18 protein-coding genes and 1 pseudogene are annotated in these 20,924 nt (G+C 54.4%); 9 read left to right on the top strand and 10 right to left on the bottom strand.

Features of this window, described 5'->3' with window-relative positions; all coding sequences use genetic code 11:
• Nucleotides 1-5: 5 nt before the first annotated feature.
• Complete coding sequence (locus JMJ04_RS17420; RefSeq protein ID WP_236038168.1) at nucleotides 6-917, bottom strand: L-threonylcarbamoyladenylate synthase; 912 nt, start codon at nucleotides 915-917, stop codon at nucleotides 6-8.
• Nucleotides 878-1,084, bottom strand: a complete 207-nt coding sequence (locus JMJ04_RS17415; RefSeq protein WP_201371719.1) for a hypothetical protein — start codon at nucleotides 1,082-1,084, stop codon at nucleotides 878-880. The genes JMJ04_RS17420 and JMJ04_RS17415 overlap by 40 nt, the downstream gene beginning before the upstream one ends.
• Nucleotides 1,085-1,347: 263 nt before the next feature.
• Here JMJ04_RS17415 and purU point away from each other — a divergent pair, with 263 nt between their 5' ends.
• The 3 genes from purU to JMJ04_RS17400 all read left to right on the top strand — a co-directional run bounded on the left by purU (nucleotide 1,348) and on the right by JMJ04_RS17400 (nucleotide 4,388).
• Nucleotides 1,348-2,211 carry a formyltetrahydrofolate deformylase gene (gene purU / locus JMJ04_RS17410; RefSeq protein WP_201371718.1) on the top strand — a complete coding sequence of 288 codons (864 nt, stop codon included), beginning with the start codon at nucleotides 1,348-1,350 and terminating at the stop codon, nucleotides 2,209-2,211.
• A 74-nt stretch (nucleotides 2,212-2,285) separates the two neighbouring features.
• Complete coding sequence (locus JMJ04_RS17405; protein WP_201371717.1) at nucleotides 2,286-3,761, top strand: serine hydrolase; 1,476 nt, start codon at nucleotides 2,286-2,288, stop codon at nucleotides 3,759-3,761.
• A 213-nt stretch (nucleotides 3,762-3,974) separates the two neighbouring features.
• Nucleotides 3,975-4,388: a gluconate 2-dehydrogenase subunit 3 family protein gene (locus JMJ04_RS17400; protein WP_201371716.1), complete on the top strand. Its 414-nt coding sequence runs from the start codon at nucleotides 3,975-3,977 to the stop codon at nucleotides 4,386-4,388.
• Nucleotides 4,389-4,483: 95 nt separating this feature from the next.
• On the opposite strand, the gene JMJ04_RS17395 is transcribed toward JMJ04_RS17400, so the two are convergent.
• Nucleotides 4,484-5,755, bottom strand: a complete 1,272-nt coding sequence (locus JMJ04_RS17395; RefSeq protein ID WP_201371715.1) for a serine/threonine protein kinase — start codon at nucleotides 5,753-5,755, stop codon at nucleotides 4,484-4,486.
• Nucleotides 5,756-5,987: 232 nt separating this feature from the next.
• Nucleotides 5,988-6,973: pseudogene (locus JMJ04_RS17385) on the bottom strand (alpha/beta hydrolase).
• 270 nt (nucleotides 6,974-7,243) lie between these two features.
• Between JMJ04_RS17385 and JMJ04_RS17380 the strand changes: the two are divergent.
• Entirely contained in the window at nucleotides 7,244-7,957 is a 714-nt protein-coding gene (locus JMJ04_RS17380; RefSeq protein WP_201371712.1) for a TetR/AcrR family transcriptional regulator, read from the top strand.
• 298 nt (nucleotides 7,958-8,255) lie between these two features.
• Entirely contained in the window at nucleotides 8,256-9,047 is a 792-nt protein-coding gene (locus JMJ04_RS17375; RefSeq protein WP_201371711.1) for an alpha/beta fold hydrolase, read from the top strand.
• An 83-nt stretch (nucleotides 9,048-9,130) separates the two neighbouring features.
• Here the strand turns inward: JMJ04_RS17375 and JMJ04_RS17370 are convergent, their stop codons facing one another.
• From JMJ04_RS17370 to JMJ04_RS17360, 3 genes are all read right to left on the bottom strand, one after another.
• On the bottom strand, nucleotides 9,131-10,366 hold the full coding sequence (locus JMJ04_RS17370; RefSeq protein WP_201371710.1) for an MFS transporter: 1,236 nt from the start codon (nucleotides 10,364-10,366) through the stop codon (nucleotides 9,131-9,133).
• A gap of 299 nt (nucleotides 10,367-10,665) precedes the next feature.
• On the bottom strand, nucleotides 10,666-11,082 hold the full coding sequence (locus JMJ04_RS17365) for a cupin domain-containing protein (protein WP_201371709.1): 417 nt from the start codon (nucleotides 11,080-11,082) through the stop codon (nucleotides 10,666-10,668).
• Nucleotides 11,083-11,413: 331 nt separating this feature from the next.
• Nucleotides 11,414-11,953, bottom strand: a complete 540-nt coding sequence (locus JMJ04_RS17360) for a DinB family protein (RefSeq protein WP_201371708.1) — start codon at nucleotides 11,951-11,953, stop codon at nucleotides 11,414-11,416.
• Between the two features lie 562 nt (nucleotides 11,954-12,515).
• Here JMJ04_RS17360 and JMJ04_RS48040 point away from each other — a divergent pair.
• Nucleotides 12,516-13,331, top strand: coding sequence for a PadR family transcriptional regulator (locus tag JMJ04_RS48040; protein ID WP_201371707.1), 816 nt, complete (start codon nucleotides 12,516-12,518; stop codon nucleotides 13,329-13,331).
• A gap of 103 nt (nucleotides 13,332-13,434) precedes the next feature.
• Here the strand turns inward: JMJ04_RS48040 and JMJ04_RS17350 are convergent, their stop codons facing one another.
• The 3 genes from JMJ04_RS17350 to JMJ04_RS17340 form a co-directional block, all read right to left on the bottom strand.
• Nucleotides 13,435-13,749, bottom strand: coding sequence for a DUF3307 domain-containing protein (locus JMJ04_RS17350; RefSeq protein ID WP_201371706.1), 315 nt, complete (start codon nucleotides 13,747-13,749; stop codon nucleotides 13,435-13,437).
• Nucleotides 13,750-13,959: 210 nt separating this feature from the next.
• Nucleotides 13,960-15,525 (bottom strand): O-antigen ligase family protein, encoded by a 1,566-nt coding sequence (locus JMJ04_RS17345; RefSeq protein WP_201371705.1) that lies wholly within the window; start codon nucleotides 15,523-15,525, stop codon nucleotides 13,960-13,962.
• A 420-nt stretch (nucleotides 15,526-15,945) separates the two neighbouring features.
• Complete coding sequence (locus tag JMJ04_RS17340; protein ID WP_201371704.1) at nucleotides 15,946-16,665, bottom strand: metal-dependent transcriptional regulator; 720 nt, start codon at nucleotides 16,663-16,665, stop codon at nucleotides 15,946-15,948.
• A 288-nt stretch (nucleotides 16,666-16,953) separates the two neighbouring features.
• Between JMJ04_RS17340 and JMJ04_RS17335 the strand changes: the two genes are divergently transcribed.
• From JMJ04_RS17335 to trpE, 3 genes are all read left to right on the top strand, one after another.
• The gene (locus tag JMJ04_RS17335) at nucleotides 16,954-17,697 is read left to right on the top strand and encodes a lytic transglycosylase (protein ID WP_201371703.1); all 744 of its coding nucleotides are present in this window, start codon (nucleotides 16,954-16,956) and stop codon (nucleotides 17,695-17,697) included.
• Nucleotides 17,698-18,204: 507 nt separating this feature from the next.
• Complete coding sequence (trpS, locus tag JMJ04_RS17330) at nucleotides 18,205-19,242, top strand: tryptophan--tRNA ligase (protein ID WP_201372384.1); 1,038 nt, start codon at nucleotides 18,205-18,207, stop codon at nucleotides 19,240-19,242.
• A gap of 71 nt (nucleotides 19,243-19,313) precedes the next feature.
• Nucleotides 19,314-20,924: an anthranilate synthase component I gene (trpE, locus tag JMJ04_RS17325; RefSeq protein ID WP_201371702.1), complete on the top strand. Its 1,611-nt coding sequence runs from the start codon at nucleotides 19,314-19,316 to the stop codon at nucleotides 20,922-20,924.

Below are 20,924 nucleotides of genomic sequence, written 5' to 3'. Positions count from 1 at the left end.
CGAGGTTAGCAAGGGATGAGTTTGCCGCCGGTGGCTTTGAGCAGGCGGTCGCGAATGGCGAGGCCAAGGCCCGTTTCAGGGAAGGCGCGACAGAGGATCACATCAACTCCGGCGTCTTCGAGGATGCGCAGGCCAGCGAAGAGGCGCGAAGCAACCTTTGTGGAATCCTCTTCACTCCCAAGAACATACACCGAGGCACCACTGGATTGAAAATACGCCACATCTTCATCGGCGATCAAGACGCCCACGGTCTGGCCCTGAAGCTGGCGACGCTGAAGCTCCAGCAGCATGGCGTGGCGCATGGACATGGATGCGCCTTCAAAGAGGAAGGCGGGCACACGAGGCGCATAGTGAATCAACATCTGCCCGGGCGACTTCTGCGCCTTGGCCTCATGCGCGAGATCAGGAGTGGCGAGCGAGCGAGCGCGTGGCGGCTGCACCTGGGGAAGAAGGGCGCGCAATGCCTCCAGGCTTACACCGCCCGGTCGAAGGATCGTTGGCAGATCTGAACTCATATCGAGAATCGTAGACTCGACCCCGACAGTACTGGCTCCGCCATCGAGAATCAAAGGGATGCGTCCTTTGAGATCGGCCTCGACATGCTGCGCGGTCGTAGGGCTTACATGCATAAAGCGATTGGCGCTGGGCGCGGCAACAGGTGCTCCAAGGGCACGAATGAGGCCAAGGGCGACCGGGTGAGAGGGCATACGGATAGCGACGGTATCCAGCCCCGAGGTTACGAGACGAGGCACACGTGAATGAGCAGGGAGAACAAGGGTGAGAGGGCCGGGCCAGAAGTGGCGCATTACCTGCTGGGCCTGTTCGGAGATATCGCGCACGAGGTGCTCTATATCGGCCTCAGAGGCAATATGTACAATCAAGGGATCGCTATAGGGGCGCTCTTTGGCCGCGAATATCTTCTCAACAGCGGCTGGTTGCAGAGCCGCGGCCCCAGGCCATACACGGTCTCCGTAGGGAACACAACAAGCTCGCCCGCGCGCAGCAGGGTAGCCGCGTGTGCCAGAATAGGCTCTTCTGGTTGCCTGGAATTGATAGGTAGTATTTCAGTTTGTATAGTAGGCATGGCCATAAAACTCTCTCTCGACATAGGTTTTTACAGATATTGTGAGAGATTATAGCATGTTCTTATTGTGCCTGAACAGGAGTAAGAAAGCTCAGCCAGGAATGAATGAGCGGTAAAAGATTAGCCCAAATAGGATGGCATGCATTGACAAAATTAGAAAAGATGTCTATGATAGAGGCTGCAACGAGGCACACTGCCCTATTTAGAGGCGGGGAAAGGAATACGCTCAATATACTTCATCGCGTACGGTGGGAGGGCATTTGATGTCTATCGCGAAGCCAACGATTACTCTGTTGATCTCATGTCCAGATCGTCCTGGCATCGTTGCTACAGTCTCAAACTTCATCTTTGAGCACCAGGGAAATATCGTCGAGTCGGCACAGCATTCAAGCAACCAGCAGGAGTGCCGCTTTTTTATGCGTGTAAGCTTTGCCGCGGAGGGCTTCAAGCTCTCGCCCACAGAACTACGCGCGGCCTTCGCGCCACTGGCAGAAAAATTCCAGATGCAGTGGAGCGTCGCTTATTCGGAGCAGCGCAAACGCGTGGGCATTTTCGTCAGCAAGCTAGATCACTGCCTGATAGACCTGCTCTGGCGCTGGAAGCATGGCGAGTTGCAGATGGATATCCCTTTTATTATCAGCAATCACAACCTGCTAGAGCCACTGGCAAAGATGTATGATGTTCCCTTCTATTACTTTCCCGTCGCTAAAGAGACACGTACCGTTGACGAAAAGCGCATCCTGGAGTTCCTTGATGGCAAGGTAGACTTTTTGATTCTGGCCCGCTATATGCAGATCCTCGAGCCTTTTTTCGTTGCCGCCTATCCCCACCGGATTATTAACATCCACCATAGCTTCCTCCCAGCTTTCGTAGGGGCCAATCCCTATCAGCGAGCATTTGAGCGTGGTGTCAAGCTCATAGGGGCCACCGCCCATTATGTGACCGACAATCTCGACGAAGGGCCCATTATTGCCCAGGATGTCATCCACTGTGATCACCGTGATAATACCGAAGACCTCGTCCGCAAGGGAAGCGATGTGGAGCGCCGGGTTTTAGCGGAGGCCGTGAGATTACATACCGAGAACCGCGTACTCATTTACGAGAACAAGACGTTGATCTTTGACTAGACAATCATGTATAGTAGTCACGATCTTCTGACAGACACCCATCATCCGCTTAGCCAGGACAGTGAAAAAGACACATGACTCCATTCGGTAAGAGAGAGACTCTGAACGCGCTCGAAAACTTTATTACAGCGCATATGGAGCGCTGGCACACGCCAGGGCTGGCAATCGCCATCATAAAAGAGGGCGAGGTGCTCTATACGCAGGGCTTCGGCAAACGAAACCTGGAACACAACCTTGATGTGACACCTGAAACGCGCTTCGCAATTGGGTCCTGTACCAAGGCCTTTACCACCGGTGCGATGGCGCTCCTCGTGGATGAAGGGAAACTGGACTGGGATCGGCCAGTAAAGGAGTACCTGCCCTATTTCAAGCTCCATGATTCCTATGCCAGCGAACACGTCACGCCCCGCGACCTGGTCACGCATCGTACCGGCTTACCACGTCACGAGCTGCTCTGGTATACCTCGGCACTCTCACGAGAAGAGCTCGTCAAGCGTCTGCAATACCTGCCGCCCAATAAAAGTTTTCGCCAGGGATGGCAATACCAAAACCTGATGTATGTCGCGGCGGGGCACCTGGTAGAGGTCGTCGCGGGCCAGAGCTGGGAGAGCTTTGTGCAACAACGCCTCTTCGCCCCACTGGGAATGACGGATAGCGTTTTTGACGCCGAATCGGCGCGCGCAACAGGGAACTACGCGTCTCCCTATCGCCAGATAGGTGAAGGTCTGGAGGAGATGCAATGGTATAGCAACTGGCAGACACTTGGGCCAGCCGGCAGCATCCATACCAACATCATCGATATGAGCAAATGGGTTCTTTTTCACCTGCAGCAAGGAGTCTATGATGGACAGCGCTTGATCTCCCAGAAACAAATGCAGGAGATGCACAGCCCACAGGTTTTCAAACCCGAAGAGCGCAAATACAAAGAGCTTTTTTATGATAGCTACGCCCTTGGCTGGTCGGTGAATACATACCGGGGAGAGACCCTGGTGCGGCATGGAGGCAATATCGATGGCTTCAGCTCGCTGACCGCGTTCATGCCAGAGAAACAGCTTGGCCTCGTGGTTCTGACCAACCATAATAGCGGACCCGTCCAGAGTCTCGTCGCCTATTATGTTCTGGATTGCCTGCTAGAGCTGGAAACAGTAGACTGGCACGCACGTTTTGAGCAAGAATATCGCCTGAGCGCGACCGAGAAAGAGCAGCGTCGCACAGCGCACAAAGCGGCACATATCGCAGAGACCCACCCCTCTCATGAGTTAGAGGCATACACCGGGGTATTTGAGCATCCAGGGTATGGATGCATCTCCATCACGCAGGAAGACGCGAGGTTGCGCCTGCGCTACAACGAACTGGACTTTGAGCTCCAGCACTATCACTACGATAGCTTCGAGCTACGTAGCACCAACTACGATCCAAATGTAGATCTCATCTGCTCCTTTGTCACCGATGCACGGGGAGAGATCTCAAGCTGCCTCCTACCACTTGAAGAAAGCCTACCGGCTTTTTCGTTTGTGCGGAGACAGGCAGAGCAAGCTCCTACCCGGTAAAAAAGGGGCAGCGTCACTACTTTGTATCAGCAATTCAATATGCGTTATACGTAGAGCAGTAAGATAGTGTGTTTTTGACTATTATTCAACTACAACAGCCACAACAGCACGAAACATACAAGCTGAACTTTGGTTGATAACAACCTCATGGATATGATACTATTAGGTAAGGTAGTAACGGTTGATAAGCTCAACTATAAAAGGACTCCCCCAATGAGAGAGATGCTCAGGCAGACGCCGAACTCGCAGATGTGTGCGCTAGCCCTCACCTACGAGGAACGGACACAGTTAAATACGATCATAGATTTACTTATTCCATCAGATGACGATTTTCCCTCGCCATCGAGCCTTCAACTTATTGATGAGTTCCTCTTTTATGTCCTCCCCAGCTCCAGCAACAAAGTTCCACGTATGATCAACATTAAACGCCTACGCGTGGTACTGCAGGACCTCAACCAGGATGCGGGAGGAAATTTTTGTAGTGTGAGTCTTGAGCAACAAAATTATTTGCTTCAGCAGCTTGAGAGGCGCGATCCAGCCTTTTTCCAGGAACTCTGGACGCTGGCAACACATAGTTATTACACGCGCCTGGCCAGGTCAGACAAACGCGAAACTATTTTGACCTAAAACTATTTTGGACCTAGAGGCTGTGGCCGCATGGGGAGATCACTGCGCTCGGAGTCCATGCCTGCATGAACCCTACAATTTGGCAACTGCTCTCATTAGCCATTCGGAAAGTAGAAAGATGAGAGCAGGGCGCCTATCAGGCCGAGTAAAAGCAGGACGACGACCAGCAACGCAAGCCACTGGCTCCAGAGGAGGCCCAGGAAGCGAGCCTGCATGTCTTCGGCAGGGTCTGGAGGCTGCGGCTCTGGCAAGGCCTGGGCGCTGGCGAGAACCTGGTTTTCCGCAGGGGCCGCTGTCAGGATGCCTAGAGGGGATGCGACAGGGGAAGTAGATTCCTGCACAGGTTTAGCCATGGTCAACAGGCCAGTTACCTCGTGCTTACGTAGTATGGGGGCAGGTTCGACTGACTGCTCTTCGCACTGGAAGCCGGTCACAGGCTGCGAAAGCGTAGCGGGTGCCATGAATGGCCTATGCCCCCAATGCTCCTGCGGCTGGGACGGCGCAGGCTCCAGAAGCGGAGAAAGCGGCAGGACAACACGTTCAGACATCACGGCCTGCTGAAAAGCCAGGCTGAGTTCATGTGCCGAGGAGAAACGCTCCTCCGCTCGCTTCCGTAACGCGCGCAAAACCACCTGCTCTACCGATGAAGAGAGCGTGAAATCGAAACTGCGCAGGGCAGGTGGTACCTCGCGTACATGTTTGAGTAATACGTCGGATGGGGTCTCGCCCACAAACGGCAGGTGGCCCGTCAACAGGCGAAAAAGCAAGACGCCAAGTGCATAGATATCGCTTGAGCGGCGCAAAACGCCGAGCGATTGTTCAGGGGCGGCATAGGCAGCCGATCCCCAGCCTACACATGTCAGCGACTGCTGACGCTCATCATAGCCACAGGCGATGCCAAAATCTGCTAGCAGCATCCGCCCGTCCGCAGAGACAAAGATATTCGAAGGCTTCAAATTTCCATGAAGCACCTCGTGCTCGTGCGCGTACTGCACGGCGCGACATACTTGCTGTATGATAGACAGAGCCTGGATCGTTGAAAAGCGCCCCCCAACCTTACCTAGCAAATCGTCTAATGTCCCCGTCACAATAAAAGGAGTCACCATATAGAGCAAGCCATGCTCCTCGCCATATGCCAGCAACGGTAGGATATACTCCTGCTGAAAACGCATGATCTTGCGCGACTCAGAGAGAAAATAGCGGCGTGCAAGCGAGTGCAAGGCATATCCAGGCCGAAAGACCTTTACCGCGACCTCTCCCTCCTCCAGGTGGGCCGACCGCGCGCAGTAGACATCGGCCACCTGCCCCACAGCCAACCGCCTGAAGAGGTAATAACCATTGAGCGTCGTTCCTGTCACATCCTTCATTACCTCTTCCTTTCCACGCGCCCTTACAGCAAACCTTCGAGCCGTTTGGCACGTATCTTTACATAGAGGATATTGCTAAGAACTGACTTTACCGAACTAAACGCGAATTGGAGCGCTTTTCGAAGATATTTTAAGTGGACGCAAGTAATTCGTGAGAGACGCCCTGGCTTTCCATGAGATTGGTTGCCCCAAGGGAAGGAGGCTTTCGAGAAATACCCCCCCTCTCTCGATTTCAGGAGTGGTAGGCCGGGAGGTGCTTGTCTGAGCGGCGAGATAGATCAAAGGCGCGTTTTAAGGCAGCTAACAGATCTCGCGCGGCAGCCTGTGTCACCTGGGCGTCGGCGACCATACGGAAGCCGTGGTAGGCACCAGGATAGACATGTAACTCCGTTGGCACGCCTGCTCGCATCAAGCGGCGAGCATACTCCAGATCTTCCTCCAGAAACAGATCGAGAGCACCCACGTAGAGAAAGGTGGCGGGTAAGCCCTCCAGATGCTCAGCACGTGCCGCCGCAGCATAGGGCGAAACATCGGGCCCCCCAGGTTCCTGGCCCAACAAAGAACTCCAGCCAAAGCGATTGGCCTCCGGCGTCCAGATGAATTCCCCCGTGTACGGATGCGGGTTTGCCAGTGTACACGTGCGATCATCGAGCATAGGAGCGAGCAGAAATTGGAATGCCAGGGGGCTTCCCCACGGTCACGTGCCAAGAGCGCTAATGCAGCGGCCAGCCCTCCTCCTGCACTACTGCCGCCAACCGCGATCCGATTCGGATCGATACCCAACTCGTCGGCATGGGTAGAGAGCCATTTCAAGGCCGCGTAACAATCCTCGACCGGACCAGGATGGGGCGTCTCAGGGGCCAGACGGTAGTCTACCGAAATGGCAGCACATCCGAGAGCTGACACGATGCTTTTGACCGTGAGATCTTCCGCGTCAGCCGAACCCATAATATACCCGCCCCCGTGAAGCCAGAGCAGGGCAGGGAGCGGTCCCTGAACCGAGGTTGGCAGGTAGACCAGCACCCGTACATCGGGTGCCCCTTCTAGGCCGGGGATGAAGCGATCGCTCACGGAAAGAGCAGAAAACTGGGGCAAGTCCGCAGATGCCCGGGAACTCATGGCACGTATCTGCCTCAGGGTTTCATCAGTTAATACGGTGGCAGGAATCTGGTCAAGGAGAGCAACAAGCTCAGGATCAACAAGGTGCCTGGTCGTCATCATACCTTCCTTCATTCGTATTCCTCTTGCTCAATGACGGAAAACAGGTCATGTGGCAGCTGTCTGCGGCATGAGCACGAGCTAGCTATGCCATCCCGGACCTTCAAGACAAACACATGCTCTGTTTTGCATCGTGCTTCAAGCTTCATCTGTGCTTGACGAGGGTTACGGGAGGCTTTATACTCCATATAAGGACAACTGTCCTCAATAGGGAGATTGTAAAGGACAACTGTCCCCCTGTCAAGAGGAGATCACACAAAGAGAGGTGCTATGGAAGCAGGGAAACAGCAAGAATGGGGTGTTATAGCAAAGCGCAGTGGAAGGGAAGCGGGGATGCGCAGGAGGCCAGAACGCCGTCAGGCAGCCGATTTTGACCAGCGAATCTTGCGGGTGGCTCGGCAGTTGTTTGCCGAGCGAGGCGTTGAGGATGTCAGTATGCATCAGATTGCCCAGGAAGCAGGCGTTGGTCAGGGAACGCTCTATCGCCGCTACGCCCACAAGGGCGAATTGATTCTGGATCTGCTTAATGGGAGCGCCCAGCGATTCTTAGAGGAGATCCAGGCCTGTGCCCAGGATGGAGAAATATGGTCAGCATTACAGCGATTGGATAGTGTCCTCCAGAGATGTATTACCTTCATCGAGGAGGAAGGACCATTCCTGGTGGCCATCATGGATACGTCGTCTGCTGAGAGACGAGAGATGAAGTTTGGCACGCAGTACTATCGGACCTCCCATAGCCTCATCGCGCATCTGCTAGAGGAAGCCATTACCCAGGAGGAACTTGCGCCGCTGGACATTATCTACACCGCTGATGCGCTCATTGCAACCTCCGATCCTGCTCTCTATCTCTTTCAACGGCATAAGCGAGGGTACACGCCAGAACAGATCTTAGAAGGGATACGGCGTATCTATATCAAGGGCGTGTCTGTCCGCTCTCCCAGCAACCAGGTTCGTGATGACCATCCGGAGCCTCCTCCGGCTTGAAGGTGGTAATTGCGCTGAATGATCCTTCGAAAATGGAATACTGGTTCCCCGCCGACAGACAGAGTCACCCCCTACTCACAGCTCTGCCGTGAGCAATCGATGTGGTCACGTTTGGGATGCAAGAGAAGATTATAGAAAATATGGTACGCTCAAAGGGCGTAAGAGCACCCATGATTGGATGCCATCCCGAGTTCTGTGTAAAAGAGCAAGATCGAAGAAGTTTTTCTGATTCCTGGCTTTATACTGTTGCTACTTGCAACTTACAAGCGGATATTGTGTTCACGAGAGGAAACCACCATTGAGAACAGTCATTTCAAAAGACGATACCTCAATCGCGTTCGATCGGTTGGGTGAGGGATCGCCGATTATCTTGGTGAGCTCCGCCTTCAATGATCGATCGGCAGGCGCGCCTCTGGCTCAGTTGCTGGCATCGCACTTCACCGTGTTCACCTACGATCGCCGGGGGCGAGGTGACAGTGGGGATAAGGCGCCGTATGCAGTCGACCGCGAGATCGAGGATCTTGAAGCCCTCATCGTCGAAGCGGGGGGATCAGCGTCGGTGTTTGGATATTCCTCCGGTGCGGTCCTTTCTCTAAAGGCGGCAGCTCGCGGAGTCGCCATCACCAAGCTAGCGTTGTATGAGCCCCCCTTGATCGTTGATGAGAGTCGACCTCGGCCACCAGAGGATCTCGCGGCACAACTCGCCGAGCTGATAGCGGCGGGTCGTCGAGGTGAGGCGGTCGAACTCTTCCAGACGAAAGGAGTGGGCATGCCTGCCGAAGTCGTTGCTCAGTTGCGACATGCCCCATTCCGGCCCGCGCTTGAGGCTATGGCACACACCCTCGTTTACGAAATGACCATCCTAAGAGATATCCAGTTGGGGAAACCATTGCCAACCAAATTGGTGTCCTCCGTCGTGATCCCCACGCTCGTGGTGGACGGTGGGCAGAGCCCTGCATGGATGCACAAAGGCGCGGAAACGCTGGTAGACTCCCTGCCTAAAGGGCAACACCGCCGCCTCAAGGATCAGACACACGATATCGTCCCGCAGATTCTCGCTCCCGTGTTGGAGGAGTTCTTCGTCGACTGATATGGCATCTAGATCTTACCATCTTTTGCCTGGGACATCCTTGTGCGAAAAGTTATGGGGCACCTGAAGCTGGACTGATAGGCTCAGATCTGTGATGATCTTTTTGGCTTCCTCTCAGTAGAGATCCCCAAAGGAAAAGAGCGTTCGCCATCCGCAAGAACCTGGCCGCTCCCGGCTTGTTTGCTACCGCCTACCACGCGCGCGAAGGCAGCAGCGCATAGGCTGAGGAGCACCACAACGCCCAGAGCAACGCGCAGATTCAGAGCGTTCGCGGCGAAGCCAATGACAGCTGGACCGACCAGAAAACCGACATATCCGCAGGTGGCGACGGCAGCGATCGCCGTTCCTGATACATGCTTCGAGGTACGGCCTGCAGCGCTCAGTGTGAGGGGAAAGATCACCGAAAAGCCCGCGCCCACCAGACCAAAGCCGACCAGGGCCAACGGAACCCAATTGACCACCAACGCGAGTGTGAGCCCTCCCGCAGCCACGAGTCCTCCCAACCGGACCATCATACTTGGTCCAAGGCGGTTCGCCAGGTGATCCCCCATTCCTCTGCCCACGGCCATGACGATGGAGAAGGCAGCATAGCCCACTGCGGCCAGTCCCATCCCCGTACGCAGGATGGTGTTGAGATAGACGGCACTCCAGTCAGCCATGGCCCCTTCCCCAAGTACCACACAGAAAGCAACGAGGCCCAGGGCCAGCAGTGTACGCGTTGGGCGGGCAACTACGACCCTTGCTCCCTGTGCGTCCGTATGGGCTGGCAACAGAAAATGCGCGACCGAGAGCGTCAGAATGATTCCAAGGAACGCGACGCCGAGAAAATGCGGCAAGGGAGCAATGTCATGAGTGGCCATCAACCCGCCGACTAGTGCCCCGGTTAGTCCGCCGATACTGTAGCAAGCGTGGAACGAACTGAAGATGGAACGCCCGTAACACCGCTCGACAGCCACCCCCTGCGTATTCATGGCCACATTCACCGATCCGAAAGAGGCACCAAAGAGCATGAGCGTCGCCACCAGAACCGGCAGGGTTGGCGCGAGTGCCAGGATCGGCAGCATCACACTAAGACAGACAGATGCAATCACGGTGAGAAATCGGCTGCCAAAGCGCGCCGCCAGGTAACCGGCCAGATTCATGAACACAAGCTCGCCGGCAGCCGTTCCCAGCAAGGCCACTCCAAGCTCACCTGGGCTCAGCCCAAGCCTGGTTTGCACGGCTGGAATACGCACTGCCCATGAGGCAAACGTGGCACCGGTTAGAAAAAAATACACGGCTACCGCCAGCCGGGCCGCCTGTGGTATGGATGTCGGCATATGAATCTGCTCTTTTGCCATGGTTTTCCTCCGCAACTGAACAAGATGGAGAAAGCATACGCTCAGATTAACACAAATGCAAGTTAGAAATGCGTTTCCTGACAGAGAGGGTGCGTCACATTTCGGACAGATGCCTATCCAGTCGTTAGCGCCAGGCACAAGAGCTTTGAATTCTCAAGAGGAGAACCATACAACATCTTTAATCCAAACAGGCCTCGTGCTTTTGCACTAGCATGTTCGGTGGCCACGTGAATTGAGAACCGCCATTGAGACGGAAGGCAAGAACGTTGCCAAGAATGTCAGTGAGCAGCCTTGTCTTGAAATGCGTTGATCACAATCGCATGGAGTTCCTCGTCCCCTGTCCAGACGGTGTGGTCGGTATGAGCAGGCCAAAGAACGGCATCACCAGCCTGGATGTCGCGCGTTTCCCCCGCGGGGCCACCGATACGCACTGTTCCCTGACCGTGAATGACCAGGAAGAGGATCGGATGATCTGCTGCGTGTTCTTCTATGCAGGCATGCGGATCAAAGTACATCGCCTCCACCTGCAGTTCAGCATTCAGCAGCAGAGGCATGCCATTGACACGCCTGGCAAGCGCTTCCAGTTTTTCAAGAGGGACCTGTCCACGGCGGAGCTGGATAGGTACACCGTACAAACCGGGATGATTGCCAGGGATTTTGATTTTGAGCTCAGAGCTGAAACGTCGAATCTGCATGCGTTTGTCTCCTTGAAGCAACAGAGCATAGAGCCCTGCTGATGATTTGAGCGTACGACGACCCATATCATACAGGAGAGAACGCAAACACACACCGGCCCTTTGGACGATGTTTTTTGGGCATTTTTCCAGTATACTAGAAAAAGAAGAAGGAAAATGCTGATTTCACTTGTCCTCCTTGCGGTAACATCACGCTAGCAAAGAGCTCTTCTTGCGCCAAACCTACGTCCCCAAAACGCCAATCTCAAGTCCACATGAATTTCAACAAGGAATACCTAGCATTTTCGATATCTCCATAACCAGCAAAGAGCGTAACGCGTCCTCGGTACGATCAGGGTGGTTCAGCTAGAGGAGGTTCGGTAATATGTCCGCCCAGATCACCAAGTTCGGGAGCGTTGATACCCTGAATGCCAAGGAGGATGACGAGCTCCCCACCGTGATGAAGATCGTGGGACATGATGCGCCAGATCGTCCACTGGCGCGAGATCGTGTAGGTTTTTCCCCAGTACGTATGCTGATACGTCTGGGCCAGGTCACTGATCGCCCAGGAGTCGAGTGTGGTCTCGATCATTTGCCAGGTCACTTCCAGGCGCCTGACGAGTTCCGCCGCATTTTCGACAATACGATGCTCCTCTTCCCATCCATTGACCTGGCGAACGACCTCCTTGCTGCCAGGTGCTTGCATCCGTTGGAACCAACCAACCCGTCCCAGGCTCAGGTGGCTAGCGATTTCCCCTACAGAGCGCAGATGGGGTGCAGGTCGATAGGCTAACTGTTGGGGGGAGAGTGGAGCAATGGCTCGTATCAAGCTACGCTGATGGCCATCCCAGCCTTCGTACACACTCATCAATGGGGATGTGTCTGTTATCATCAAGGAACTCCTTTTCGGTTTGCTTTTTGAACATTCGACCTCTTGAAGTATATTATGGCAATGTAGAGCATTTTCTAGCAAGAAAATCAGGATCAGACCACCAATTTGTTGGAGAACATACAACGCAACGACTCATTGCCACGGTTTCGGCAAACGACTGTATTGGTGACCTTCTACCTTGAAGCCGGGCAGAAAACCCGAAATTGATCGCCCTGCAATTTTGCAAACATCTAATCCTGGGGCACTGTGACGTGTCGAAGATCTGGTAGATTACGTGTCCATCGAACCACCACTCCACTCAATCGTACAAAAAGAGAAACTACTATCTACCAAACGCGCATGAGTATATCGTTAGCACAGCACAAACTCGGGTGAATGAGCAAAGATTCGGGTAAAAAGTGGACACAAATTCAGGTGAATTACCGCCAGGCGAGATATTGCTACATTTGGGTCTTGACAACAATACGATATATCGTTTATATTACCAATAACGATATATCGTATTGAGCAAATGCCAATGAGAACAGCAAGTACAACACCATCTTGAAAGGAGTGGACAGCAATGCCACGCAGATTTGGAAAAGATTTTGCATTTGAGGGCGCTGGCGGAGACTGGGAGGGGTGGACGCCCCCCTGGGAGTCTGAGAGGCGCCATGGCCGCCATGGACATCATGGTCCAAGAGGCTTCGGGATGTGGATGCGTCGTCGCGGCGGGTTTGGCCCTGGAGGTCCCTTTGGTCCTCACGGCCCATTTGGTCAGCATGGCCCATTTGGAGCCGAGGGTCCCTTTGGCCCTGAGGGCCCATTTGGTCCTGAAGGCTTTAAGAAGCGCTTCTTTGGGCGCGGTGATATGAAGTATGCCCTGCTAGAGCTTCTACAAGAGCGTCCTATGCATGGCTATGAGATGATGAAGGCTCTGGAACAGAAATCGAACGGCCTGTATGCCCCTAGCGCGGGTTCGATTTATCCAACATTACAAATGCTTGAAGATCGCGGCCTGGTCACCGTGACCGTAGAAGAGGGCAAGAAGATCTATCACATCACCGACGCCGGGCGTGCCTTCCTGGGCGAGCGCAAGGCGGAGGAGACAAATCCTGCAGGGGGCGCACCTGGACATAACCCCTGGTGGGAGCGCTTCGCGGGGCGCGTTGAGCGTTGGGATGCACCAGAGGTACAGGCACTACGTACCGAGGCTGCCGAGGTCGCACGCCTCTTCGTTATCGCGGCGCGCAGCACAGGTGGAGATGCTCAGCGTCTGACGCAGCTCCACAAAATCCTGGAGGAGACACGCAGTGATCTCTCTACATTCATCTATGGCAAGGGTGAGAAGCCAAGTGGTCCAGAGGGCGAGAACGGCCCCCAGGTTGAACAAAGCTAGTGCATAATACACGTGAAAGAGGGCGTTGCAAACCTTGCAACGCCCTCTTTACTTATACGTTGTAAAATCGTCAGCAGCATCGCGCTGTCCACAAACGCCATAGCTAGAATTTGAACGCGAGAATAAGGACGATGGTTAAGATGTGGAGGAGCTGATCAAGCCAGATGGGGCCAATGAGTTTATAGCGCGCCTTCAGTGGGTCGACAATAAAGTGGGTCGCAAAAAGAAGCAGTGTTGCCAGCCAGGAGGGATGGGCAAAGAGCACAAAGACAGCAGTATAGGTCGCACAGTGATAAAAATTGACTTCCCAACTCTTACCTTTTTCCAGACTCATCCAGGTGCTTTGAAAGGCAAAGTCACCCACAAAGTGACAGGCGCACCAGATGAGCAATGTCATCACGGGGATGTCTAATAGCATATATCTTCTCCCGAAAAAACTCTTTTTGTAGTGTAACAGGGATTGGGAAAAGATAGCTATGAGCGGCCTCGCATTCCTACTGTGAGGCTGCTCACAAAAGACTAGTCTACTCTGTACAATTTCGTCTGAAAGGGCTTCATCCCGCCTGCGGCGGGAGGGAAATGACGCAGAGGGGGCTGATGCCCCTCTGCACTCCCCACTTTTCCTTTTCTAGGCTTTTTCGCGCCACCAGGCGGTCTGTGTGAGCTGGCGCAGAATGAGCAACGCGGCACACAGCAACCAGAAACAGTAGGCAAGATCCTGTTCCAGGAAGGCACTATCGATCTGGCCCTGCACCAGGGCCGCCACCATAGAGGCACCAACACCAACCACCAGCCAGCGATAGGCAGCCCGCTCAGCCAGTGGGGCTGTACGAAGACGCAACAGGATCCGAGAGAAGGTCCAGAAGAAGAGTATCAACACCCCTATAAAGGCTAGCAGGCCAAAGATCCCAATGCTGACCCATACATGCAAGAAGATGTTATGTGGATGCGAGAGCGTTGGCTCATCACTCATCCCCGTCCAGGCGCCCGTGACAGGATCATTGGTAATCCAGTAGTGAGGTAGCGAGGTACGGCATATTTTATTGGGGCTATAGTGGCAGAGCCAGTTATCCAGGCCAACGCCAAACCAGGGATGATCCTGAATCATGTGCCAGGCAGTCTGCCAGAGGTAAATACGCTTCTCGGCTGTACCCACGCCATGGCCAGCGTGGCGTTCAAAGACAAAGTTGAGAATGCGGTCATGATAGAGGGCCAAGGCTGCACCAGCGACGACCAGCAAGGCAACCGTCGCGATCAGCAAGACTTTGCGATTGGGCAGGGAGAGCGCAACGATGAAGAGGAGCGCGGCTCCCAGGGCCAGCCAGGCCCCGAGCGACTGCGTCAGAAAAATCGAGATCAGCATGGGGAGGCAGAGCACAAGCACCAGGAGGCGCTGGCGCCAGGAGAGCTTGAGCGCTACCAGCCAGGCCAGGGCAATGGGAAGCCCATAATCGATAAAGAGGCCGATATTATTCGCATTGCCGTAAACGGTATGAATGCGCACGCCATCAGCCTCTTGAGCCAGGGTATTCTTCATGAAGAAATACTGAATCACACCAAAGAGGCCGATCATCAGACCCGCGCCAATAAGCCCCTTGAGCAGATTTGTCACCTGGCGTGGTGTGCGAATATAGCCCAGGACCAGCACGACATAGAGCAGCGGCAGCAGCACTTCTTTGCGCAGGGCCACCTGGGCATTGCTACGTGAATAGGCAATGACGACTGAGACACAGGCCGCGAGCAGAAAGATCGCAGCCGGGAGCAGGAAGGCGCCGAGACGCTCACGCAGCGCCCGCCAGGAGAAAGAGGCGCGCACCTCCTTCTTCAAGACAAGCTGTCCCAGCGCCAGCGCAAAGAGGGAAAAGATGGCGATCTCGGCCAGGCTAAAATGCAGAGTTTTGTAGACAGTCTTTGGGTAATGATCCTGAAAATAGGGCAGCGTCAATGGAAAGAGTGCCAGGGCCAGAGGGAGGCGCATCCAGGCCAGGACCAGAAATATAAGGAGAAAAGGCAGGCCCAGGAAGGGCAGGAACGAGGCTGGCACAACATGGGGATCGTTCAAGATCCCAAAGGGGAGATTGGTATTTCCTAGCAGATAGTAGAGCATAAAGGAGAGCACCATGCCTATCCCAATGAGCCAGTCTCGACGCGAATTTTCGGTCTGTGCATTGACTGACTCTTCAGACAAGGTCACGCCTGCACGTCTTTTTTGTGCTGGTGCCTTCTGCCACTCTGCATCCAGGGAAGGTCTCAACTGAGAAGATTCATGCTCATCATTCATAACATTTTCACACAATCTCGCTAAGATCTTATTCCGAAACCCAACCCCCATTCGGGGGTACAGCGGCCGCGCGCCCAGGGTTTTCGGATAAGTAGTAAGTATTTAGACGCACAGATATATTTGTTCTCGCCGTAAAGAAGAGAACGAGGCCAACATCCTTATTTTTAGGCAGTATAGCAAATATGCGTCGATCTCGTCCAAGAATGAGACGAAAAGACCAGCCTGATGTTGCTCGCGCTGCTAAAGCACGCGCCTACATGTGAGCAATAGAAGCAGACTGGTCCTGACAAGAAGTGTAAGATGAGAAGGCCCGTTAGCAAGAGGGAATGGGCTTTAGTTGGCAACGACCCAGATTTTAGCGGCAGAAGCCTTGCTAATCGCGACCTGGCGTCCATCCACTTGTAGCAAGAACTGCTCGCCACGAGCAGTGGGATCGACATCAGGCTCCACATGCTCCTGCGAGAGCACGGTCACATGCATACGAGGGGTAATGCCTTTCTGATGCAGGTAGAGGATCAACGCCTCTTCATCCTCAACGACTTCCGAGATACAGAGCACAGTAACTTGCTGCCCCTCGGAAACACTGGAGAGGCGCAGGGCATGATTATCCTTGAGATAGGTGCGAGCATTGGGAACGATACCGGGGATAGGGTTCCCATGGGGGCAGGTCTGAGGCAGATCGAGGCTAGCAATTACACGCGACTCGACCGCGCCAGAGATAAAGTGCTCGAGGCGGCAGGCCTCTTCATGCACCTGGTGCCACTGCATTCCCAGCATATCCACCAGGAAACGTTCGGTCAGGCGGTGACGGCGTAGCACGGCCTCCGCCGCCTCATAACCAGCCTCAGTAAGGGTGATATGGCGTTTGCTGTCCATCTCAATGTATCCAGATTTCACCAGGCGTTTTAGCATCTCCGTCACGGTAGGCGCGGAGACCCCAAATTTCTCGGCCAGACGCGCGCCAATCACGAGTTCGCCTTCAACGCTCATGTTATAGATGCTTTCCAGATATTCTTCGACCGTCGCGCTCAGCGCTTCGCCTGCTTTCATCATTCTTGGCCCCGTTTCTCCAAACTTGCTAGCCAGTCATATGCGTAGACATTTTCCCTCACTGTAACATGCAGGGAAAAAGCCGTCAAGAGCGCTATTTCAGCACAGCAGAAGGGTAGGGAGTGTGATGCATGGTGGCAGCTTGCGGCTGCCACCATGCATCACACTCCCTACCCAGGCGAGCGCCGCAGGCGCGAAAAGATATTAAGAGTTGGTATGTGTTTATACAAGAGGAGTTTATAGTAAAGATGTGTTGGAGGCAGAAAGTTGTAAGGGGAGGGGTAGTGCAAGATGAGAAAATACTTTTTGCAGAAGAGAAGGGGCAGAGGGATACTGCCATCGCCGTTGTTGGGTGTCTTGCTCCTCTTCCTGTTTACGGTGAGTTTTCTCCACTTCCAGACCTTCGCAGCCGATCCAGGTGCGGGCAAGGAGTGCAGGTGGTATACGGTCCAGGTGGGAGATAACCTCAATCATATCGCGCAACAATCTGGGGTCTCATTAGCGGATATCGCCCAGGCTAATTACCTGCTGAATATGAACCTGATTCTCTATGGCCAGCAGCTCTGTCTGCCCCAAACGATACAAGAAGCTGGAATATTAGAAGATGGAAGCATACGCTGGTATGCCTACACAGCACTGGAAAGCTCCTCAAAAACACAGGTGGAAGATATGCTGCGCCAGTACGCGAACGACTATGGTCTTCCAGCGGACCTTGTTCTGGCAATTGCCTGGCAGGAAAGCGGCTGGAAACAGCACGTCATCGCCAAGGACGGCGGCATTGGTGTCATGCAACTTATGCCCTATACGGCGAAGGCGCTCAACAGTACCATTAGTACGAGGCGCGACCCCTATAAGCTTGAGGATAACATCCGCCTGGGAACGTATTACCTCTACAAATTGTGGGAGCGCTATGATGGCGACCTGGACAAGGTGGTCAGCGCCTATAACGAAGGCTCCTGGAACCTGGATCACTACGGCATCTTCAATCATACATATGTCAAAAGTGTAAAGGCTCTGATGGAAAAATATGAATGAAGAAAGCGAAAATGCGCGCATATAGCACTTGACAGAACACAAATTTGTTACTATACTTTTTTCATACGCACAAAGAAAGACCGAACGCGATGAACAGGAAAAGTACATAGCCTGTCGACGATGCCAGAGAGTCGGGGATGGTGGAAACCGATATCAGCACAGCTATGGAATGGGCCTGCAAGCTAAAGAGCGAACGTTCTACGCCGATAGAATTAGTAGTACTCTTTCGGAACGTCCCCCGTTATCGAGGACAGGATATGTCACCAGGACAGAGCCAGAAGTAGAGAAAAAGATTGAGCGCTCTGACGAGGCCGTATCCGGCAAAGAGGGATTATTCGCAACCTAGAAAAGCAAGTTAGGCAGCAAAACAACACGATACTGGCGGATAATCTGAACAAGGGTGGTACCACGAAAGCGACACGCTTCTCGTCCCTGTGGGGGATGAGAGGCGTTTTTTGTTTTCTGTAAATACATGTTTTCTTGGGAGATGGAGCAATGACGATTGAGATGAATGCGAAAGCCACTGAGCAGCTAGCGGCGGGAACTGGCAAGCCTCCCGTGAAGAAACGCACCTTTTCGGGTGTGCAACCGACCGGAAATATTCACCTGGGCAACTACCTGGGAGCCATCCGCAACTGGGTCGAGGGGCAGGCACAGTACGAAAACATCTTTTGTATCGTTGACCTGCACGCGATTACCCTGCCCATCGACGCCAGAGAGCTGCACGAGAATACACGCAAGCTGGCGGCGCTCTACCTGGCGGTGGGACTTGACCTGGAACACTGCAAACTGTTTGTCCAGTCGCACGTCCAGGAACACGCCGAGCTGAGCTGGATTCTCAATTGCTTCACTCCTATGGGCTGGTTGAACCGCATGACGCAGTTCAAAACCAAGGCGGCGGATGATCCGGATAGCGTGAGCAACGGCCTGTATAGCTACCCAGTCCTGATGGCCAGCGATATCCTGCTCTACCACGCGCACTATGTCCCCGTTGGTGATGACCAGCGTCAGCACGTCGAGCTGACACGCGATATCGCCCAGCGCTTCAATAGCCTTTACAAGCAGCCAGTCTTTACGCTACCGCAGGCACAGATTCGCGACGTTGCGGCGCGCATTATGTCGCTGAGCGAGCCAACCAAGAAGATGAGCAAGAGCGATCCGGATCCGCAGTCGCGCATCAACCTGCTGGATGATCCCAAGGTCATTAAGAAGAAGATCGGACGCGCGCAGACAGATTCTGAGCGCCTGGTGAAGTTTGATCCCCAGCGCCCCGGCATCACCAGTCTGCTAGGCATCTATCAGGCGATCACGGGCAAAGAGCAGGCGGTGATCGAAGCCGAATTCGAGGGCAAGGGCTATGGAGACTTCAAGGCCACGCTCACCGAGCAGCTCGTTGCCACGCTGGAACCTATTCAGAAACGCTACTACGAATATATCAATGACATGGGTGAACTGGAAAACATCCTTAAGCAAGGAGCGGACGCGGTTCGCCCCAGCGCGCAGGAGACAGTTCGCAACGTCAAAACAGTTGTAGGTCTGGGTTAACACAAAGTGAAAGGGCTTCTGAAGTGATTCACTTCAGAAGCTCCGCCAGAACAGAGAGAAGGATTTTGAGCATGCTATACTCGCCATCGCTCGCCGAAATTCAAAGGCTGTATGACATAGAGACGGGTAGTCAGGATGTCAGCAAGAGCAGACCCATACTGCCCCTCTATTGTGATATCCTGGCCGACATGGAGACCCCTGTTTCCGCGTATTGCAAAACGGCCCAGAATCCCTATAGCTTTCTCCTCGAAAGCGTCACCGGGGGAGAGCAAGTCGCACGCTATTCATTCATCGGCATTGACCCCTACATGGTCATGGTGCACCGCGAAGAGACCGCGACCCTGCTCAAGATGAGCAAGAATGAGCGGGGCGAGGTCAACACACGCCGAGAAGAGGTTCCCTGCCACGATCCCCTGACCCTGATTGAGCAGGAGTTGGGGCAGTACCGACTGGTCTTGCCGCCCGACATGGCGCCCAACGAACTGCCCAAATTCTTTGGTGGCAGCGTCGGCTACCTCTCCTATGAGGCGGTCTCGCGCTTTGAACGCGTGCCCGTACCCGTGAAAAACACGCTCGATCTGCCGCTGTCGGTGATTGTTTTTACGGAGACAGTGCTGGTCTTTGACCATGTCAAGCAGCGCGTGCGCGTGATCACGCACCTGCACCTGGATGCGCCAGACCTACAAGCCGAATGCCAGCGGGCCAGTGCCATCCTTGAGGATGTGCAGCAGCGCCTGCGCCAGCCGGTACGCGTTCCCCTGCCAGAGCCGGAGCAGTTGGAACAGAAATCCGAGCCCTGGGCCTCCAATCGCACGCAGGAGGAGTACGAGGAGATGGTACGCCGCTCGATTGAATATATCAAAGCCGGCGACGCCTTCCAGATTGTCCCTTCGCAACGCTTCAGCCGCCGCATCACGGCTGACCCCTTTACGGTCTACCGGGCGCTACGAGCCATCAATCCCTCACCCTATATGTTCTACCTCGACCTGCAAGACTTCTATGTGGTGGGGGCATCGCCAGAGCTACTGGTGCGCTACGAAGACGAGGAGGTCACGATTCGACCTATCGCGGGCACACGACCGCGAGGCGGAGACTACCTCAGTGATCAGCAACTGGCCGACGAGCTACGCCAGGACCCTAAGGAGCAAGCGGAGCACATCATGCTGGTAGACCTGGGGCGCAACGATGTGGGACGCGTGAGCGAGCCTGGCAGCGTCAAGGTCGATGAATTCCTGACCATTGAGCGCTATTCACATGTCATGCACCTGGTCTCGAACGTCACAGGCAAGCTGAGAGAGAATGTCTCGCCATTTGAGGCCCTGCGCGCGGGCTTCCCGGCGGGAACGGTGTCGGGCGCGCCCAAGATTCGCGCCATGGAGATTATCAGCGAGCTGGAGGGCGACCAGCGCGGACTTTATGCGGGAGCGGTTGGCTACTTTAGCCATAACGGGAACCAGGAGACGGCCATAGCCCTGCGCACCATGGTAATCAAAGATAGTGTGGCCTATGTGCAGGCCGGTGGTGGCGTCGTCGCCGACTCGGACCCAACCAAGGAATACCAGGAGAGTGTCAACAAGGCTCGCGCCCAGATGCGCGCCGTAGACGAGGCCGAGAACATTACGCGCGAATATCTCCAGGCGCATGCTGCCACGGTCGCGCTACCCAGCGGGAAGGACCAATAA

Source organism: Ktedonobacter robiniae, assembly GCF_016587375.1.
GTDB lineage: Bacteria > Chloroflexota > Ktedonobacteria > Ktedonobacterales > Ktedonobacteraceae > Ktedonobacter > Ktedonobacter robiniae.
The sequence above is the reverse complement of the archived record's forward strand: the minus strand, read 5'-3'. Positions and strand labels throughout refer to the sequence as shown.

Bases quoted from the DNA above. Each gene is read 5' to 3' on its own strand.
- JMJ04_RS17350 (WP_201371706.1), bottom strand. From the start codon at position 13,749: ATGCTATTAGACATCCCCGTGATGACATTGCTCATCTGGTGCGCCTGT.
- purU (WP_201371718.1), top strand. From the start codon at position 1,348: ATGTCTATCGCGAAGCCAACGATTACTCTGTTGATCTCATGTCCAGAT.
- JMJ04_RS17405 (WP_201371717.1), top strand. From the start codon at position 2,286: ATGACTCCATTCGGTAAGAGAGAGACTCTGAACGCGCTCGAAAACTTT.
- JMJ04_RS17335 (WP_201371703.1), top strand. From the start codon at position 16,954: ATGAGAAAATACTTTTTGCAGAAGAGAAGGGGCAGAGGGATACTGCCA.
- trpS (WP_201372384.1), top strand. From the start codon at position 18,205: ATGAATGCGAAAGCCACTGAGCAGCTAGCGGCGGGAACTGGCAAGCCT.
- JMJ04_RS17415 (WP_201371719.1), bottom strand. From the start codon at position 1,084: ATGCCTACTATACAAACTGAAATACTACCTATCAATTCCAGGCAACCA.
- JMJ04_RS48040 (WP_201371707.1), top strand. From the start codon at position 12,516: ATGCCACGCAGATTTGGAAAAGATTTTGCATTTGAGGGCGCTGGCGGA.
- JMJ04_RS17400 (WP_201371716.1), top strand. From the start codon at position 3,975: ATGAGAGAGATGCTCAGGCAGACGCCGAACTCGCAGATGTGTGCGCTA.
- trpE (WP_201371702.1), top strand. From the start codon at position 19,314: ATGCTATACTCGCCATCGCTCGCCGAAATTCAAAGGCTGTATGACATA.
- JMJ04_RS17340 (WP_201371704.1), bottom strand. From the start codon at position 16,665: ATGATGAAAGCAGGCGAAGCGCTGAGCGCGACGGTCGAAGAATATCTG.
- JMJ04_RS17395 (WP_201371715.1), bottom strand. From the start codon at position 5,755: ATGAAGGATGTGACAGGAACGACGCTCAATGGTTATTACCTCTTCAGG.
- JMJ04_RS17360 (WP_201371708.1), bottom strand. From the start codon at position 11,953: ATGATAACAGACACATCCCCATTGATGAGTGTGTACGAAGGCTGGGAT.
- JMJ04_RS17365 (WP_201371709.1), bottom strand. From the start codon at position 11,082: ATGCAGATTCGACGTTTCAGCTCTGAGCTCAAAATCAAAATCCCTGGC.
- JMJ04_RS17370 (WP_201371710.1), bottom strand. From the start codon at position 10,366: ATGCCGACATCCATACCACAGGCGGCCCGGCTGGCGGTAGCCGTGTAT.
- JMJ04_RS17380 (WP_201371712.1), top strand. From the start codon at position 7,244: ATGGAAGCAGGGAAACAGCAAGAATGGGGTGTTATAGCAAAGCGCAGT.